The organism is Streptomyces sp. NPDC007896, from assembly GCF_042959425.1.
Lineage (GTDB): Bacteria > Actinomycetota > Actinomycetes > Streptomycetales > Streptomycetaceae > Streptomyces.
Genome location: NZ_JBIBKX010000014.1, coordinates 59181 through 76000 on the forward strand (window position 1 = coordinate 59181; position 16820 = coordinate 76000).

The 16820-nt window shown below is 70.2% G+C and carries 14 protein-coding genes; 9 read left to right on the forward strand and 5 right to left on the reverse strand.

Annotation, left to right across the window (positions count from 1 at the left end; genetic code table 11):
- The first annotated feature begins 46 nt into the window (after positions 1–46).
- The gene (locus tag ACFZDJ_RS36920) at positions 47–1027 is read left to right on the forward strand and encodes a HEAT repeat domain-containing protein (protein WP_391065531.1); all 981 of its coding nucleotides are present in this window, start codon (positions 47–49) and stop codon (positions 1025–1027) included.
- Positions 946–2178: a hypothetical protein gene (locus ACFZDJ_RS36925; RefSeq protein WP_391065533.1), complete on the forward strand. Its 1233-nt coding sequence runs from the start codon at positions 946–948 to the stop codon at positions 2176–2178. Before ACFZDJ_RS36920 ends, ACFZDJ_RS36925 begins: the two co-directional genes overlap by 82 nt.
- Before the next feature lie 29 nt (positions 2179–2207).
- Here the strand turns inward: ACFZDJ_RS36925 and ACFZDJ_RS36930 are convergent, their stop codons facing one another.
- From ACFZDJ_RS36930 to ACFZDJ_RS36940, 3 genes are all read right to left on the reverse strand, one after another.
- Complete coding sequence (locus tag ACFZDJ_RS36930) at positions 2208–3017, reverse strand: methyltransferase domain-containing protein (protein WP_391065536.1); 810 nt, start codon at positions 3015–3017, stop codon at positions 2208–2210.
- A gap of 103 nt (positions 3018–3120) precedes the next feature.
- Positions 3121–3978: an SAM-dependent methyltransferase gene (locus ACFZDJ_RS36935; RefSeq protein WP_390933921.1), complete on the reverse strand. Its 858-nt coding sequence runs from the start codon at positions 3976–3978 to the stop codon at positions 3121–3123.
- A 105-nt stretch (positions 3979–4083) separates the two neighbouring features.
- A complete protein-coding gene (locus ACFZDJ_RS36940; RefSeq protein ID WP_391065539.1) occupies positions 4084–5640 on the reverse strand; it encodes a hypothetical protein in 1557 nt (518 codons plus the stop codon).
- 176 nt (positions 5641–5816) lie between these two features.
- Here ACFZDJ_RS36940 and ACFZDJ_RS36945 point away from each other — a divergent pair, with 176 nt between their 5' ends.
- The 4 genes from ACFZDJ_RS36945 to ACFZDJ_RS36960 all read left to right on the forward strand — a co-directional run bounded on the left by ACFZDJ_RS36945 (position 5817) and on the right by ACFZDJ_RS36960 (position 9580).
- Entirely contained in the window at positions 5817–6284 is a 468-nt protein-coding gene (locus ACFZDJ_RS36945) for a MarR family winged helix-turn-helix transcriptional regulator (RefSeq protein ID WP_384908858.1), read from the forward strand.
- Positions 6281–8059 (forward strand): MFS transporter, encoded by a 1779-nt coding sequence (locus ACFZDJ_RS36950; RefSeq protein ID WP_391065541.1) that lies wholly within the window; start codon positions 6281–6283, stop codon positions 8057–8059. Before ACFZDJ_RS36945 ends, ACFZDJ_RS36950 begins: the two co-directional genes overlap by 4 nt.
- A gap of 334 nt (positions 8060–8393) precedes the next feature.
- The gene (locus ACFZDJ_RS36955) at positions 8394–8579 is read left to right on the forward strand and encodes a hypothetical protein (protein ID WP_391065543.1); all 186 of its coding nucleotides are present in this window, start codon (positions 8394–8396) and stop codon (positions 8577–8579) included.
- 206 nt (positions 8580–8785) lie between these two features.
- The gene (locus tag ACFZDJ_RS36960; protein ID WP_384908864.1) at positions 8786–9580 is read left to right on the forward strand and encodes a polysaccharide deacetylase family protein; all 795 of its coding nucleotides are present in this window, start codon (positions 8786–8788) and stop codon (positions 9578–9580) included.
- Positions 9581–9587: 7 nt separating this feature from the next.
- Here ACFZDJ_RS36960 and ACFZDJ_RS36965 read toward each other — a convergent pair whose 3' ends face one another.
- Together ACFZDJ_RS36965 and ACFZDJ_RS36970 are read right to left on the reverse strand one after the other, a co-directional pair.
- Complete coding sequence (locus tag ACFZDJ_RS36965; RefSeq protein WP_391065547.1) at positions 9588–10679, reverse strand: substrate-binding domain-containing protein; 1092 nt, start codon at positions 10677–10679, stop codon at positions 9588–9590.
- Positions 10676–13210 carry a SpoIIE family protein phosphatase gene (locus ACFZDJ_RS36970; RefSeq protein ID WP_391065549.1) on the reverse strand — a complete coding sequence of 845 codons (2535 nt, stop codon included), beginning with the start codon at positions 13208–13210 and terminating at the stop codon, positions 10676–10678. The genes ACFZDJ_RS36965 and ACFZDJ_RS36970 overlap by 4 nt, the downstream gene beginning before the upstream one ends.
- A gap of 370 nt (positions 13211–13580) precedes the next feature.
- Here ACFZDJ_RS36970 and ACFZDJ_RS36975 point away from each other — a divergent pair, with 370 nt between their 5' ends.
- Genes ACFZDJ_RS36975 through ACFZDJ_RS36985 form a run of 3 tightly spaced genes read left to right on the forward strand, consistent with a single transcriptional unit; the run spans position 13581 to position 16779 of the window.
- On the forward strand, positions 13581–14669 hold the full coding sequence (locus tag ACFZDJ_RS36975; protein ID WP_390933911.1) for a substrate-binding domain-containing protein: 1089 nt from the start codon (positions 13581–13583) through the stop codon (positions 14667–14669).
- A gap of 38 nt (positions 14670–14707) precedes the next feature.
- On the forward strand, positions 14708–15490 hold the full coding sequence (locus tag ACFZDJ_RS36980) for an ATP-binding cassette domain-containing protein (RefSeq protein ID WP_390933910.1): 783 nt from the start codon (positions 14708–14710) through the stop codon (positions 15488–15490).
- 5 nt (positions 15491–15495) lie between these two features.
- The gene (locus ACFZDJ_RS36985) at positions 15496–16779 is read left to right on the forward strand and encodes a sugar ABC transporter permease (protein ID WP_391065552.1); all 1284 of its coding nucleotides are present in this window, start codon (positions 15496–15498) and stop codon (positions 16777–16779) included.
- Positions 16780–16820: the final 41 nt, after the last annotated feature.

The following is a 16820-nucleotide window of genomic DNA, read 5'->3' on the forward strand; positions in this document are numbered from 1 at the left end:
GCCGAAGCCGACCCCGAGGTCCAGCCGGGGTCGGTAGGGTGCGGGCGTGCGCGCGCCTGAAGAGCTGAACGAGGTGGAGTGGGCGGCCCTTGAGCACGCCTATGGGCCGGCCGGCGACGTTCCGGAGATGATCCGCGTCCTGTACGCGGAAGAGTCCCCGGAGACGGAGCGCGGCGAGAACGTCGGTGAGGAGCTGATCAACAACCTCAACCACCAGGGGTCGTTGTATCCGGCGACACTGGAAGCGGTGCCGTTCCTGGCCCATCTGGCACTGCACGTGGCCTGGCATCGAGAGGCGCTCCTGGAGGTGCTGACCGGGCTCGCCGAGCTCGACGCGTGGGGGGTGCCTGCCCCGGAGACCCTCGGTGGACGGGTGCGCGCGGCGGTCCTGGCCGAACTTCCGCTGCTGATGGGGTGTTTGACCGACCCCGATCCCCTTGTGCGGCAGGCCGCGATCCGGCTGGCGTGCGTCGGGGCACGTCCGGCCGACCCTGCCGTGGTCCGCACGCTCACGGACCTTTACGAGAGCGATCCGTCCGCCTCGACTCGGGCCGACGCCCTCACCGCCCTCGCCCTGCTCGATCCTGATCCAGCGACCGTGCGGGACCGTGAGGCCGCAGCAACGGGCGACCACGACCGGGAAGTCCGCCTGGCTGCCGCGCTGTCGGGCCTGGACCGGGCCGAACTCCCCTACCCCGGGGCCCTGGTGGCGGTCGTCGCGGCTGACGGCGCGGCTGTCCCGAGCTCACACCGTTTCGCCGCCCGCCCGCGGCCCTTCCCGTATCCCGGTGCGCCCCGCGACCGCGAGAACGAGCTCCTGACCGAGGACCCGGAGGGCGCGCTGAGCGTCGCGCGCGCATGGATCGCGGCCGGTGACCTCACGGCTGGGGCTCCCGCCTGGTCGGACAGGTCGATCAGCGGTGGCGGGACCGTGAGGCACAGTGCGTGGCCGCGCTGGCCGAGGCACTGCCCCTGCATCAGGACGGCGCGGAGCGCTCCTCGATCGTCCGCGCGATCGCAGGCCTGATGACCCGGGCCGGAGATCCCGGCAGCGACCTCCGCGACCTGCTGCTCGCTGAGGCCGCCGGTGACGAGCAGGAATACGCGGCCAGCTCCTCGTACGCTCCCGGCGTCGCCGGCCGCGAGTCGAGCCGCGGGAAGGGGCACGGGCTCCTGTGGGTCGATGTCGGAGTCGCGGACGACGACCGTGCCGATGTCCCGCACAGCACCGCTGCCACGGTCACCGACGGCCCGGAAATCGTCCGACCCCACTCCACGGGGCGGGAGCGGACGAAGCGGGCAGCCCAACGGGCCCTGGCCCGCGCCGAAGTGGTCGAGTGCGCGCGCCTGGCGCTGGCGGGCTGTGGCGACCTGCGGCTGCTCGAACAGCCTGGCAACCTCAGCGGACCGGTCCTCGCCACATACCTGACCCACCACCGTGACGAGGCCCTGCCCCGCCTGCACCCGGTGCTTCCCGAGCTGATCGCCCGCGGCAGTGCGGAGCTGCTCGACGCCCTCGGACCCGACCTGGCCGCCGCGCACCTCCCCCAGCTCAAGCAGGCCCTGCGCGAGCACCCCACCGTCGCGGCCGCCCGTCTGCTGGGGGAACTCGGCCCGTCCGGCACGGACGCCGAGACCGCCGACCTGCTGGCCACCGTGGACCCCACGGCGCGGCACGGCGTCCACGCGGAGGCCGCCGTTTCCAGGGCCCTGATCACCGGGGATGCCGAACCGGCCGTCGAGGCCCTGCGCGACCTGCTGCGCACGCAGTCCCCGCCCGGCATCCTCCCGGCCATCGGACGGCTCGGCCCGCTCGGTGCGCCACTCGCCCCGGAGGTCTCCGCGGTGCTGCACGACCCACGGGAATACGGCCGTTCGGGGGCCGCCGACGCCTACTGGCGCATCACCGGAAACCCGCGGCCCGTGCTCCCCCTCCTTCTCGCCTGGGCTGCGCCCACCGCCACTTACGCCTCGAACGACAGCGCCTGGTACGACCGCCGTGATGCCCTGCGCGTCCTTGCCGACATACGGACAGCCGGCGCCCTCACGACCACCCCTCCGAAGCTGCGGCCCCTGCTGGAGCTCTGCGCCACCTCCCCGCGTCGCGTCACTTGGAAGGACGACGACGAGCTGCGCCGTCTCGCCCGCACCCTCCTCGACGAGCCGATGCGATCCTGAAGCGACTCACCGACATCGCCCGTCGGCTTTCACGCCCGTGCCGGTTTGCGGGCCAGTTCGTAGGCGAAGCCGACTGTCTCGGTGAGGCGGTCGTCGGCCGTGTGGCTGCTGAGTTCGGCGGTGAGGTCGGCGTCGAAGGCGGCGGCGTGGTCCGCGAGCACCGGCGGCGGCAGGAACGATGTCGACCGGATGTGCCCGGCGAGTTCACGGATCGTCCAGTGGTGCTCGACCGAGAACTCGTGGCGTCCGGCGGGCTCGAACCCGGCACGGGACAACACGTCGTGGTCAGGGTCCCGCTGCCTCGGCTCGTCCCAGCCGGGCGGAACGCGTCCGGCCGCGCCGAGGGCGTTCCGCCATTTTCGCAGCACGTCGGCGAGCGCCCGCTGCCAGTCCTGGGAACCCGCCCAGGGGGAGGTCGACCAGCACAGCGCAAGACAGCCACCGGGCCTGAGCCAGGTGTGGGCGCGCCCGGCGGTCGGAGCGCGGCGGAGCCGGTGGAAGGCATTGCCGATGACGATCAACTCGAAGCTGTCCGGCCCGGCGGGCAGCTCCTCGGCGCCGACGGTGACCGTACGAATGTGGGCCGCGCCGACGGCGATCGCCTTGGCGCGGACCACTTCGGTCATGCCGGGTTCGGCGTCCACGCACCAGACGTCCGTGAACGAGTCGCGCAGCGGGAAGGCGAGTTGGCCGGTGCCGCATGCCAGGTCGAGCAGGCTCCCGCGCCCCGAGGGAGCTGTCCGGCGTAAGAGATCTGCGATCAACGCGTCGGGGTAGGGAAGCCGGAACCGGTCGTAGTATCCGGCCGTACCGCGGTACAGATCAGGTTCGAACCTCACCTCACCGTCCATGCGACCACCCTCGCACGGCGCGGCCCGCTACGGAGTGGGAAGCGGGCACGGCCCGGGTTTTCGGAACCGGTGGTGGCCCGGCCGCAGTGTGTCAGGTGGTGGCCACGAGGAGATCCTCTCCGCTCGACGGGCGAAGGCCGTCGGTCCGATCGGCGAAGTAGCGTTCGGCGAGGACGGTTCCCGACACGTGATCGACGTCCTTGAAGCCGGCGTCACGGGCCAGCGCCAGCATCTCCTGCGGGGCGTAGAAGCTGATGAACGGCGTTCCGGCCGCTTGCGCCTGCGGTTTGGTCGCCTCGAGTGCGGGGCGGTCGGCGTCATCGACGAGTTCGGCCGGCAGCATGAACGTCATGGCGAGCGTCGAGCCGGGGGCGAGACCGGCGAGCCGACGCAGGGTCGCCGCGGTGGCCTCTTTGGTGAGGTACATGGTGACGCCGGTGCAGGCGACGACCGTCGGCCGGCCGGGATCGAAGCCTGCGTCGGACAGCTGCTCCCACCAGTCCGCACCCGCCTCGAAGTCGACCGGCACCAGTCGCAGCCGGTCGGGGATCCCGTAGCCGAGTTCGATCAGGCGTCGGCGCTTCCAGGCCTGGGTGCCCGGCTGGTCGATCTCGAACACCCTCAGTCGGGCGGCGATCTCGGGCCTGCGCTGGGCGAAGGTGTCGAGTCCGGCGCCCAGCACGACGTACTGGGCGACGTCGTGGCCGACCTGCTCGGCCACCAGGTCCTCGATGAATCGGGCTCGGGCCACAATGGCCGCCCGGAACCCGCTGGTGCCCCGCGGGTCCATGTCCGGGCGGCGCTCCCATCCCTCATCAGGTGCCGCCAGTCGCAGTCCGATCTCGTCCTCGATCACGTGGGGCGGCGAGTCGACCCGCACGTGCATCGCCCGCCAGAGGGCGACGCGCACCGCGGTGCTGTCCGGCACCTCGCTCTGCTCGTCTGCCACGATGGCCCTCTCCTTGCGGTCGGTCTCTTGGTCAACGCCCCTTCAATGATCTAACGATCTAACGCCCCTTCAACGATCTGACATGACCATCGACACGCCGGGGCGTCAGTAGCCGAAGCTCGTCGTGTAGGCGCACTCGGTGTAGATGTAGCCGGACCTCAGCTTGGCCGTGTCCGAGGCCGGGGACTTCCCGGTTCCGCCCCGGGCCTTGTGCACGAAGTACGTGGTACCGGCGGGCAGTTGGATCGTCCGTTGCGGGTAGTTCTTCCCGCTGTCGTCGCACGGTGTGAAGCCCCGCACCAGTGTGCTGGCGAGGGAGTACGAAGTGCAGCTCCCGCAAGCCTTGAGGGGGAAGCTTCCCGTCACCGGCCCCGTGTACATCACGGTGATGTCGTCGGGGCTGTCGTTCTTGACGGTGACGGTGATACTGCCGCCGGATGCCGTCGTGGGCAGTCTCTTGCCCGCGGCGGGCACCGTCTGGGCGATTTCCGCCGCGATGGCGATCTTCTGGGCGCGGGCTCGGTTCGTGTGGTGCGGATTGTTCTTGACGAACTCGTTCATCGTGGTGACGGCCTCGTCGAAGCGCCCGTCCTTGTACTGGTCCACTCCGCAGGCGTACGTGCCCCAATCCGCGGTCTTGTCGGCCCGGTCGGCGTCCTTGCCGAGGTCCGCGGCCACGCCCGCCTCTTCTCCGGGCAGCGCGCGGACCTGGGTACCCAGGCTGTTGAGGTGCTGGACGGCCGTGCAGGGATCGCCGCCACCCACCTGTTTCACGGCCTTGTCGACCGCCGTTTTGACCGCCGGCTCCACCTTCGCGGCCGACGCGGACCGCGGGAACGTCGTCAGGAGATCGCTGAAGTGCGTGGTCCAGTCCGCCTCGCCACCGCTCAGCGACTGCGCCGCGCACTCGTAGAGCGAGGTCGCCAGCCGATCGTCGGGCCAGGTGGACAGTGCTCCGAGTTCCCGCTCGCCGATGGTCCTCGGTACGGTGCGCAGGTACTTCAAGGGCGCTATGGCGTCGCAGTAGTTCTTCTGGTCGTAGGGCGCGCCGACTGTGGCGTAGTACGTCTTGAGCCGGTCGGGGACCCGGGCGGCCGCGCGCGAGCCCGGATGGTCACTGCGCAGGCTCCGATAGACCGCCAGTGACCGGCGGTAGTCGGCCTCCGCCGTTGCGAACGACTGCTTACCGGCGGTCTGGACAAGCTTGTCCGCCCGCTCCAGCCGGTCCATGAGCATCGCCTCGGTGGCGTCGTCACGCGCGCCGTCGTACAGGGCGACGCCTCCGGTCGGCACGGCCAGGAGGGCGACCCCGAGCGCGATCGCGAGCCAGGAGCGCGGCGGCCACACCAGACGGGTCCGCAGACCCACGACCGCACCATGGACGGCCGCGAGACCGAGGAAGACCAGATAGGCGACGACGGCTCCGCCGGGGACGCCGTCCGGGTCCGCGGGGAGGGCCACCAGGAGCAGAATCGCGGTCGCGACCCAGCACAGCGCCATGAGTCCCCACCGGCGCACCAGCCCATAACCGAGGCCCAGTCCGCACAGGTTCAGCAGCGCGACCGCGGCCGCTCGCAGCCCGTCGGCCGGAGCGGGCGGCGGTGCGGTCGGCATCGGCGGTACGACGAATCCGGCGCGCGGGCCGTTGTTGTCCCAGGACATGACGGGCTCCCCCAGTCAATCACGCCCGAAGTTCTATGACTTGTCAGCGTACGTTCAATCGTTCGATCGCGACAGAGGGTGCGCCGCGGCAGCGCGGACGGGTGGGTGATCACCCGTCCGATCATTACTAACATTTGATTGATCAGCCCAGACTGATAAACCTACTGTTAGTACTTGTGAAGGCGGACATAGAAGCAGGCACCGATCACGCCCACGGCCCGGGCGACACCGTCCGGCTCGCCTCCGAGCTTCGCCTCGCCGTGGGCCGCATGACCCGGCGACTGCGCCAGGCCCACGCCGTGGGAGATGTGTCCCTCTCCGGCGTTTCGGTGCTCGCGCGGCTCGCCGCCGACGGCCCCAGCTCCCCGGGATCCCTCGCGGACCTGGAACGCGTACGGCCACAGGCGATGGCCAGCACACTCGCCGTACTCGAACAGCGCGGGCTCGTCGGTCGTGGCCCCGACGCGGCGGACGGGCGACGGATCATCGTGGCGATCACCGCGGAGGGACGGGCCATGCTGGCGGAGCGGCGCTCCGAGTCCGTACACCGGCTCTCGGCCGTCCTCGACGAGTTCACCCCGGAGGAGCGCGGGACACTCGCGTCGGCCCTGCCCCTCCTCGACCGACTGGCGGAACGGCTGTGACCGCGCGCACCTCGCGCTGGACGCGCCGGAAGGACATCCCCGCGGGCCCCGGGTACAAGTGGGTCGCCCTGTCCAACACCACGCTCGGTGTACTGATCGCCACGATGGACGCCTCCATCGTGATCATCTCGCTGCCCGCGATCTTCCGCGGGATCGGGCTCGACCCGCTCGCGCCCGGCAACATCGGCTATCTGCTCTGGATGATCCTGGGCTATCTGCTCGTGTCAGCCGTACTCGTCGTCGTCCTCGGCCGACTCGGCGACATGTACGGCCGGGTCAAGATCTACAACCTCGGTTTCCTCATCTTCGCCTGTGCCTCCGTCGCGCTGTCCCTCGACCCCTTCCGGGCCGGCGCCGGCGCGATGTGGCTGATCCTCTGGCGCATCGTTCAGGCCTTCGGCGGCTCCATGCTCACCGCCAACTCGGCCGCGATCCTCACCGACGCCTTCCCCACCCGGCAGCGCGGCATGGCTCTCGGCATCAACCAGATCACCGCGCTCGCCGGCCAGTTCCTCGGCCTCCTCGCCGGCGGCCTGCTCGCCGCCGTCGACTGGCGCGCGGTGTTCTGGGTGAGTGTGCCGATCAGCATCACCGGCACCATCTGGTCGTACCTGAGCCTGCGCGAGACCGCGGCGGGGCGCCCCGGCCGCATCGACTGGCTGGGCAACATCACCTTCGCCGCGGGCGCCGGAATCCTGCTGGCCGGCATCACCTACGGCATCCAGCCCTACGGCTCCCACGCCACCGGCTGGGGAAATCCGTGGGTGCTCAGCGGCCTGATCGGCGGCGTCGTCCTGCTGCTGCTCTTCTGCTACGTGGAGTCGCGCGTCGCCGACCCCATGTTCACCCTGGCCCTGTTCAGGATACGGGCGTTCGCGGCGGGCAACCTGGCGGCGCTGCTGACCGCGATCGCACGCGGCGGGCTGCAGTTCATGCTCATCATCTGGCTGCAGGGCATCTGGCTGCCCCTGCACGGCTACGCGTACGAGGACACCCCGTTGTGGGCAGGCATCTTCATGCTGCCGCTGACGCTCGGCTTCCTGATCGCTGGTCCCCTGTCGGGTTACCTGTCGGACCGGTTCGGCGCCCGCATGTTCTCGACGGCCGGCCTGGTCGTCGTCGCGGTTTCCTTCCTCGGGCTGCTCGCCCTGCCCATCGACTTCGACTACGGGCTCTTCGCGGCGCTGCTCCTGCTCAACGGGCTGGGCCAGGGCATGTTCTCCGCGCCGAACACGTCCTCGATCATGGGCAGCGTGCCGCCCGAGTACCGGGGCGTCGCCTCGGGCATGCGCTCCACGTTCCAGAACTCGGGCACCGCCCTGTCCATCGGTGTGTTCTTCTCCCTGATGGTCTCCGGACTGGCCTCATCCCTGCCCGCGGCGCTCAGCAGCGGACTCCAGGCGCACGGCGTACCGGCCGGCTCCGCCGAGCATGCCGCGTCGCTGCCCCCGGTGAGCACGTTGTTCGCCACGTTCCTCGGGAACAACCCCATCGAGCACCTGCTCGGAGCCGGCGGAACCCTCACCCACCTCACCGCGGCCCAACACGCCACCCTGACCGGTCACACCTTCTTCCCGCAACTGGTCTCCGGTCCGTTCCACCACGGCCTGGCCATCGTCTTCAGCGTCGCCGCGGGCATGGCGCTGGTGTCCGCCCTCGCCTCGGCCCTGCGCGGCGGGCCCCGTCCCGCTCAGGACAACCCCCCGCAGAGCCGACCGCCCGCTGCGGCCGGCCCGCCTCAGGCCGCACAGCGCCGGAACAACGCGCCCTCGTAGCGCTCTCAACCGTCGATCCCAACGCTGAGTTGGGAGCCCAGTTCCTCGAAACCCGGCACGGCGGCAACACGCCGGGAGGCGGCGGGCCGCTGCTCGACGCCCACCCCGAGCGGGCGGTGACCCAGAGCGAGGGCTTTCCCTCGACGATCCACCAGGACACGAAGTTCGTGAACGACCACACGTGGGCTGTGGGGAACTGGGTCTGGGCCGCCTGGAACTCTCTCGGAGTGTCCGGGATCGCCGAGCAAGTGGCCGTCTGGTGGGGCTGCTTCGACGAGCCGGCGTGCTGTACCTGGGACGTCGAGCCCGGGCGGCGCCGACTCCCGAGCGTGCCATGGCCACGTTCACCGTGCCGTACGCCCCCGGCGAGTTGACGGCGGTCGCCGGCCGCGACGGCGAGGAGATCGGCCGAACGGCGCTCCGCGTCACACTCACCGCGAGCGCGCCCGGAGTGCGACCGGCGGCACTCACGTGGGCGGTCGGCCGGCAGCGAGCCCTCTCGCACCGAGGTGAGCCGTAGCCCAGGCCGCATTGCGCAGGGGGCAGCTTCACCAACGCCGGGCTCACCGCCGCTCGTTCGGAGGACTTTCCCTGCGTGGTGTCGCCGCTCTGTCTCCAAATCCCCGCGAAATTGTCCGTGATCGGTAACGGACGCATCCCCCGGCGGCCCATCGCCGTCCTCACGGGTGCACGAGATCCACAAGGACGACGAGGAGTGGGGCGGACATGTCGCGGCATGGGGGACGGGGTTGGCACGGGCGGGTTCTCGCGGCGGCGGTCGGGGTGACGGCGGCGGCCGCCGCCACCTCGATGTGGACCGCGCAGGCCAACCCCGTCGAGGGGCAGCACACGCCCGCCGGCAGCTCGGCACACTCCGGCGCGTCGAACGCCGGGTCCAAGGCTCCCGGCGGGAAGCCGGTGTCGGTGGACATCGCCCATGCCTCGGACCGCGGGGCCCGCGGTGTCAACATCACCATCGACGACGGACCGGACCCCACGTGGACGCCGCAGGTCCTCCAGGTGCTGCGGGACAACGGCGTCAAGGCCACCTTCTGCATGGTGGGCACCCAGGCCCAGGCCCACCCGGACCTGGTCAAGGCGGTGGTGGCCGCCGGACACCGGCTGTGCGACCACACCGTCTCGCACGACACCACCATGGACACCAAGTCCCAGGCCTACCAGTCCCAGCAGATCCTGGACGCCGAACGCATGATCACCCAGGCCTCCGGAGGTGTCCGGCCGCAGTACTACCGCGCCCCGGGCGGCGCCTTCACCCCCTACAGCCGCCACCTCGCCGCCTCCCACGGCATGCGGCCCCTCGGCTGGAACGTCGACTCCAAGGACTTCGAACACCCCGGCACGGGTGCCATCGTCGCCACCGTCAAGAGCGAGATCTCCAACGGCCCGACCGTCCTCTTCCACGACGCCGGCGGGGACCGCTCCCAGACCGTGGCCGCCCTGCGCGAGGTCCTGCCCTGGCTGAAGCAGCAGGGCTACTCCTTCGGCTTTCCCGTGCGCTGAGCGCCCGTCATTCGTCCTGCAAGCGGATGAGTCCGGCCTTCTCGCAGGCGGGCCGGAGCTCGGTGGTGCAGATCTGGTCGACGCTGTATACGCCGTCCTTGAGAAGTGTCGGCTTGATCTTGTCCACCGTCACCGCCCTCGGAGTGAGCAGGACGGAGGGGATGTGCCTGGTGGTGGGGCTGTTGGTCGTCGTCGTGGCGATCTCGCGGAGGTCCTCTCCGCGTCCCAGGGCGACGGCCATGGCGACGGCCGCGTCGGCCTCCGCCTTGAAGGGCTTGTACACCGTCATGTACTGCTCGCCCCTGACGATGCGTTGCACGGCGTCGAGGTCGGCGTCCTGGCCGGTGACGGGAGGAAGCTCCCTGACGCGGCCGCTCTTGAGAGCGGAGATGACGCCTGCGGCTATGGCGTCGTTGGCCGCCAGGACACCGTCGATCCGGTCCGGGCCCAGGGCCGCCATCGCGGCGGACATGTTGGCGTGAGCGCTGTCCGTGCTCCAGCCCTGGGTGTCGTACGACCTGCCGATCTTCACCTTGCCGGAGACGACGGACAGTGCCCCGCCGCGGAACCACGCCGCGTTGGGGCTGGTCGGATCGCCGTTCATCATGACGACGTTTCCGCCGTTCGCCTTGTCGCCCATGGCCTTCAGGAGCGCCTCGCCCTGAAGCCTGCCGACCTGCGCGCCGTCGAAACTGACGTAGCCCGAGATCGGGCCGTCGGCGAGCCGGTCGTAGGCGACGACCGGGACACCCGCCTCGTGCGCTTCCTGGATCGAGGAGCGCAGTGCCCTGGTGTCGGTTGCGTCGAGGATCAGGACCCTGACCCCTTTGGTGATCATGGAGCTCATCTGTTGCCGCTGCCTCATCGCGTCGTTCTGGGCGTTGGCGTACTCCAAGGTGCAGTGGGGGCACAGTTGCTTGAGCCGCTTCTCGACCAGCGGTCTGTCGGACCGCTCCCAGCGGGGGACGGTCCGGCTCGGGAGCAGCAGGCCGACGGTGAAGCCGTCCTTGCCCGTCTCGTCTTCTTCGCAGGCGGCCAGGGACGTCGTCATGAATCCCGCGACGAGCGCCGCGACGACGTGCCATGTACGGGTCCTCATGGCAGGCCCCCTCGCTCCGTCCGGGGCCCTGAGTCCACGCGAGCCTGCTCGCTTCGCGGCACGACGAGCTCGCTCCACACCTGCTTGCCGCCCGCCACCGGCACGGAGCCGAAGGACTCCGACATCGCTTCGACGAGCAGCAGACCTCGGCCGCCGGTCGCGTCCCAGTCCACGATCACCGGCTTGGCGGGGGCACGCGGCGAGGTGTCGCTGACGCTGACCCGCACCCGGTCTCCGCGGAGCATCAGGTCGACGCGGACCGGGCCCTGAGTGTGCATGAGGCCGTTGGTGACCAGTTCCGACACGACCAGCAATGCCGCGTCGGTCACTTCTTCGACCTTCCACCGACGCAGCGCGCGTGCGGTGAAACGGCGTGCGTGCATGACGGCGTCGGGCAGCCGCCACACCGCCCAGCCGGCCCGTATCGGTCGAGTCTTCATGCCGTCGTAGCGCAGCAGCAACAGCGCCACGTCGTCCTCACGAGGGTCGAGTTCGCCGAGCAGTGCGTCGGCCATTTCCCCCGGATCCGCCGGATCCGCCGCGGCGAGCGCGGCGCGGGTCCGGTCCATACCCTCGTCCAGGGGCAGGTCGACGGCCTCGACCAGGCCGTCGGTGACCATGGCGATCACCGTGCCGGGGGCCAGCGCGCGGGTGGTCATGGGGAACTCCGCGTCCGCGAGGATGCCCAGCGGGAGTCCGCCCGCGACCTGTACCTCCTCGGTCCTGCCGTCGGGATGGCGCACCAGCGGTGCGAGGTGCCCGGCCCGTACGAACAGGGCGTTGCCCTCCTCCATGTCCAACTCGGCATAGCAGCAGGTGGCGAACAGATCGGTCTCCATACCGACGAGGAGCCGGTTGGCGTGCGAGACGACCACGTCGGGCGGATGGCCCTCCACGGCGTACGCCCTGATCGCGGTGCGCATCTGGCCCATGATCGTCGCGGCTCCGGCGCTGTGTCCCTGCACGTCGCCGATGACCAGCGCCACCCGGTCCTCGGAGAGGGCTATGACGTCGTACCAGTCACCGCCCACCTGCAACCCCCGTCTGGCGGGCAGATAGCGGGCGACGGCCGTCCCGCCGGGCAGCTCGGGCAGGCGCCGGGGCAGGAGACTGCGCTGCAGCATCGTCGCGAGCTCCTGTTCGGCGTCGTGTGCGCGCGCACGCTTGAGTGCCTGTCCCACCAGTGCCGCGGTGGCGGTCAGCAGGAACCGCTCCTCGGGGACGAACTCGTGCGGCTGGTCCCAGCCGACCAGGCACACGCCGGCGACCCAGCCCTTGGCGGGGAGCGGCAGGACGGCCAGACCTCCGGCGCCGATGCCCGCGAGTCCGGGTTCGAGAGCCGCGCCGGCGGACCACAGATCCATACGTCCGTCCCGCAGTGCCATCTGAAGGGTGGGCAGGGCGCTGACCGGTGCGTCGGGCCACTCCGAGCGCCACTCGGAACGCCACCACTGCGGCCAGGCGGCGGGCTCGGGGGGATCGAGCACGGTGACCGCGAGCCGGTCGTCCTGCAACTCGGCGAGTGCCACCCGGTCGGCGCCCAGCGGCTCACCCAGCGCGGTGACCACCACCCGGCTGACGTCACGAACCGTTACGGCATCGTCGAGTGCGGCATTCAACCACTGGATCCTGGACACGTCGTCGGCGCTCTGCCGCAGGACCGAGGTCGCCGTCACCACGCCCAGTACCTGCTCCGGCCGGTCGTCGAAGCCTGCCACCACCTGGCAGCTCAGGCTCAACCAGCGCATTTCACCGGTCGGACGGCGGACACGGAACTCCAGCTCCCGCCGACCCACCGTCTGGGAGTCGGGCTCCAGGACCGACATCAGCGCGTGCATGTCCTCCGGGAGGGCGTGCGCGAGGAGGGTGTCCGCCTTGCCGTCGAAGTCTTCGGGCGTGATGCCGGCCAGCTCGAGCATCGTCTCGTCCGCCTCGATCAGGCCGGTGTCCGGGGTGATGACGAAGGAGCCGACGCACAGACTCCGCAGGGCCGGACTCAGCAGCGGCGACGGAACGGGTCGGCCGGTTCCCGTCCGGAGCACGGCGACGACCGCGTCGGCGTACTGCTCCAGGAAGCGCCGTTGTTCGGCCTCGAAACCGTCCGTCGAAGCCCCCACGGCGACGAGGCAGCCCAGCCGCCCGCCCTTCGTCCCGAGGGGGAGCGCGGCGAGAGACACCTCCGGTCGCGGGGGCGTGGGCCCGCCCGTCGCGTAGGAGGCGAGTGCCGCGGGAGTCAGCCACAGTGGCCGGCCGGTGCGGAAGGCATGCGCCGCCGGTGAGTCACCGGACAGCGGCAAACGCTCCGGCAGCCCGTACTCGGAACGGGCGCGTCCGGCCGTTTCCACCAGCCGAAGCTCCTGTTTCCCGGCACCGGGCAGATAGACCGCTGTCAGCGCCACCCCCGCGAACGTCAGGGCCCGCTCGCTCGTGACCGCGGCCGGCACCGGAAGCGGTGAACCGGTGTCCGCGGCGTCGGCCTCGCATGCCCGTGGCTCCGAGACCCCGGCCCGGGCACGGCCGTCATGAGGCATGTCGGCGACCTACCTCCCGTCGATGCGCCAGGTGCCGAAGGATGGAAATCAGGCACCCGCACACCAGAATCGTATATGGGTATCAATAGGACATATCCATGCCGCAGCACACATCGCCGGCCGGAGTCGCTGCGTTCGCAGATCACCTCGGCCGGTGTCACACTTACGACGTGGTCGTCCTGCCACGGGGCGGGCCATGACGCTCCGCGACCACCTACCTGGTTCGACGGGATCGGCGCCGTCGGGCCGCGTCACACGAGGCCCGTACCACCCCGCCGTCCCGCGCAGGAGCCCTTGACGCCACCCCGCGCTGCCCGTGCGCCGTTCGGTGAGGAACAAGCGCGAGGTGAAGGACAGGGAGGTCCCCCGCATGAAGGCCTGCCTCCGGGGCGCGGCCGTCGTCATGACCGCGATCTCGACGGCCGTCGCTCTCACGGCCTGCGGGCACGACGCCGGGAACAGCTCCGGCGGTGGCAACGCCCTGACGATCGGTCTGCTGCTACCGGACGAGACCACGTCTCGTTGGGATACACAGGACACGCCACTGCTCGCGAAGAAGATCACGGAGCTGTGCCACGACTGCACGGTCGAGCACGCCAATGCCAAGGGCGATGTGGCCACCCAGCAGGAACAGCTGGACTCGATGATCACCAGGGGCGTCGATGCCATCGTGCTCGTGGCCGTCGACGCCAAATCGCTCGGCGTCGCGGTCAAGAAGGCCCATGCGGCAGGTATCCCGGTCATCGCCTACGACCGTCTCGCCGAGGGCCCGATCTCGGGTTATGTCTCCTTCGACGGCGAGGAGGTCGGCAGGCTCCAGGGCAGGGCACTGCTGAAGGCGATGGGCACCAAGGCGCGCACCGGCGCGATCGTCATGATGAACGGCGATCCCAGTGACCCCAACGCGGTGGCGTTCAAGAAGGGCGCGCTGTCCGTACTCAACGGGAAAGTGAAGATCGGCAAGGCGTACGACATCCTCCAGTGGAGGCCGGAGACCGCGAACCTCGACATGTCAGGCGCCATCTCCGCGCTCGGCGCCTCCACCATCCACGGGGTCTACGCCGCCAACGACAGCCTCGCCGCCGGCAGCATCTCCGCCCTCAAGGCGAACAAGGTCGCCCCGCTGCCTCCCGTCACCGGGCAGGACGCCGAACTGGGAGCCCTGCGGCGCATCGTCGGCGGCGATCAGTACATGACCGTCTACAAACCCTTCGGCCCCGAGGCCTCGGCCGCCGCCGCCATGGCCGTGTCCGCGGCCCGCCATAAGAGCCTCGACCGGGACGCCACGGGCAAGGTGAAGACCCGTGACGGGAGGACGGTTCCCGCCGTCATGCTCACCCCCGTGTCCGTGACCGCCGACAACATCAAGAACACCCTGGTGAAGGACGGCGTCTACACGATCCAGCAGATCTGCACCCCCCAACTCGCGGCCGCATGCGGCAAGGCGGGACTCACCTGACAGGCAGGTTCCGAGCAGGTCCGGGCCCCGGGAAGGAGATGGTCACCGTGCCCACTCCCCCCTTGCTGGCGCTGCGCGGCGTGTGCAAGCGCTACGGCGTCGTCGAGGTCCTCACGGACATCGAGCTGGAGATCTACGCAGGACAGGTCGTCGCTCTTCTGGGGGACAACGGGGCCGGCAAGTCCACCCTGGTCAATGTGATCTCCGGCGTCGCCCCCGCCGACAAGGGCACCATCGAGTGGGAAGGCCGGACGGTCCCCATCAAGCGCCCCCACGACGCCCGGGACCTCGGTATCGCCACCGTCTACCAGGACCTCGCGCTGTGCGGGAACCTCGATGTCGTCGGCAATCTCTTCCTCGGGCGCGAGATCCGCAGGTTCGGGTTCCTCGACGAGGTGGAGATGGAGCGCCGTACCAGGCACCTGCTGGAACGCCTGACCAAAGGTGTCCCCGATCTACGGGTCCCCACCGTCTCACTCTCCACTGGCCAGCGGCAGACGGTCGCCATCGCCCGCTCGCTCCTCGGCAACCCGCGGGTCCTCCTCCTGGACGAACCGACCGCCGCTCTGGGATTCGAGCAGACGCGCGAGGTCCTCGACCTCGTCGACCAGCTGCGCGACCGCGGCCTGGGAGTACTGCTCATCAGTCACAACATGGGCGACGTCAAAGCTCTCGCGGACCGGGCCGCCGTGCTGCGGCTCGGTCGCAACAACGGCTTCTTCGACGTGAACACCGCGTCTCAGGAACAGATCATCTCCTCCGTCACCGGCGCCACGGAGAACGTGCCCCACCGGATGGCCTCCCCCGAGTCGGGGTGGTGAAAGGGATGCGCAGGACGGAGGGCGACGCTCGAGCCGAACCCACCGCACCCGACGCCGAGGCCCCGGGGCCCCGCCGCGGGCAGGCCTACGTCCGTGCCGTCGCCCGTGTCGTCGATCGCTGGATCGTCGCCTCCCGGCGCAGGCTGAGCGCCGGCGAACTGGGCTCGCTGCCCGTCGTCCTCGTCCTCGCCACGGTCTGGATCACCTTCCAGTCCCTGAACCAGAGCTTCCTCTCGCCCCGGAACCTGTCCAATCTCAGCGTGGACATCGCGGGCACCGGTCTCATCGCGGTCGGCATCGTCTTCGTTCTGCTGATCGGTGAACTCGACCTGTCGGTCGGCTCGATCAGCGGTCTCGCCGCGGCCGTCTTCGCCGTTCTCAACGTGAACAACGGCGTGCCCGAGTGGCTTGCCGCCCTCATCGGTGTGCTCACGGGTACCGCGGCGGGAACCGTCCAGGGCTTCTCCTTCGCGAGAACCCGGGTGCCGGCGTTCGTCGTCACGCTCGCGGGGCTGCTCACCTGGAACGGCTTCATGCTGTACATCCTCGGGACCAGCGGCACCGTCAACCTCGACGAGAACGGGCTCGTCGCCAAGCTGACCAGCTACTACTTCACCGATGACGCCGCCGCCTACGGCCTGGCGGCGATCGCCGTGGCCATGGTCTTCCTCGTGTGCCACCAGGACAGGCGGCGCCGCAAGGCCGTCGGCATGCCCTACCGCTCGCTCCGGGGAATCGTGGCACGCACAGGAGTACTCGCGGTGATCGCGTTCACCGGCGCGTATCTGCTCAACCGTTTCCAGGGCCTGCCGCTCGCCCTCCTGATCTTCCTCGTCGTGGTGGCCGGCCTGGACATCGTGTTGCGCCGCACGCACTACGGACGGCAGATCTACGCACTCGGCGGCAGCATCGAGGCAGCCCGTCGCGCCAGCCTCAGCGTGACGCGGGTGCAGACCGCGGTGCTGGCGATCTCGGGCACCATGGCCGCGATCGGCGGTCTGTTCCTGGCCTCGCGCATCACCTCGGTGAGCCAGAGTTCCGGCTCGGGCGTCCTGCTGCTCAACGCCATCGCGGCAGCCGTCATCGGAGGCACCAGCCTGTTCGGAGGACGCGGCACGACCTGGTCGGCCGCGCTCGGCATGCTGATCATCCAGTCGATCGCCTCGGGCATGGCGCTCACGGACACCCCCGCCGCCGTCCAGTTCATCATCACGGGCGGGGTGCTCTTCGCCGCGGTGCTCATCGACTCGCTGTCGCGCCGCTCACAGAAGGCACACGGGCGGGCTTGACCGGTGTGACCTGGGATCGGCGTGGCAGGTTTGGCCGCGAG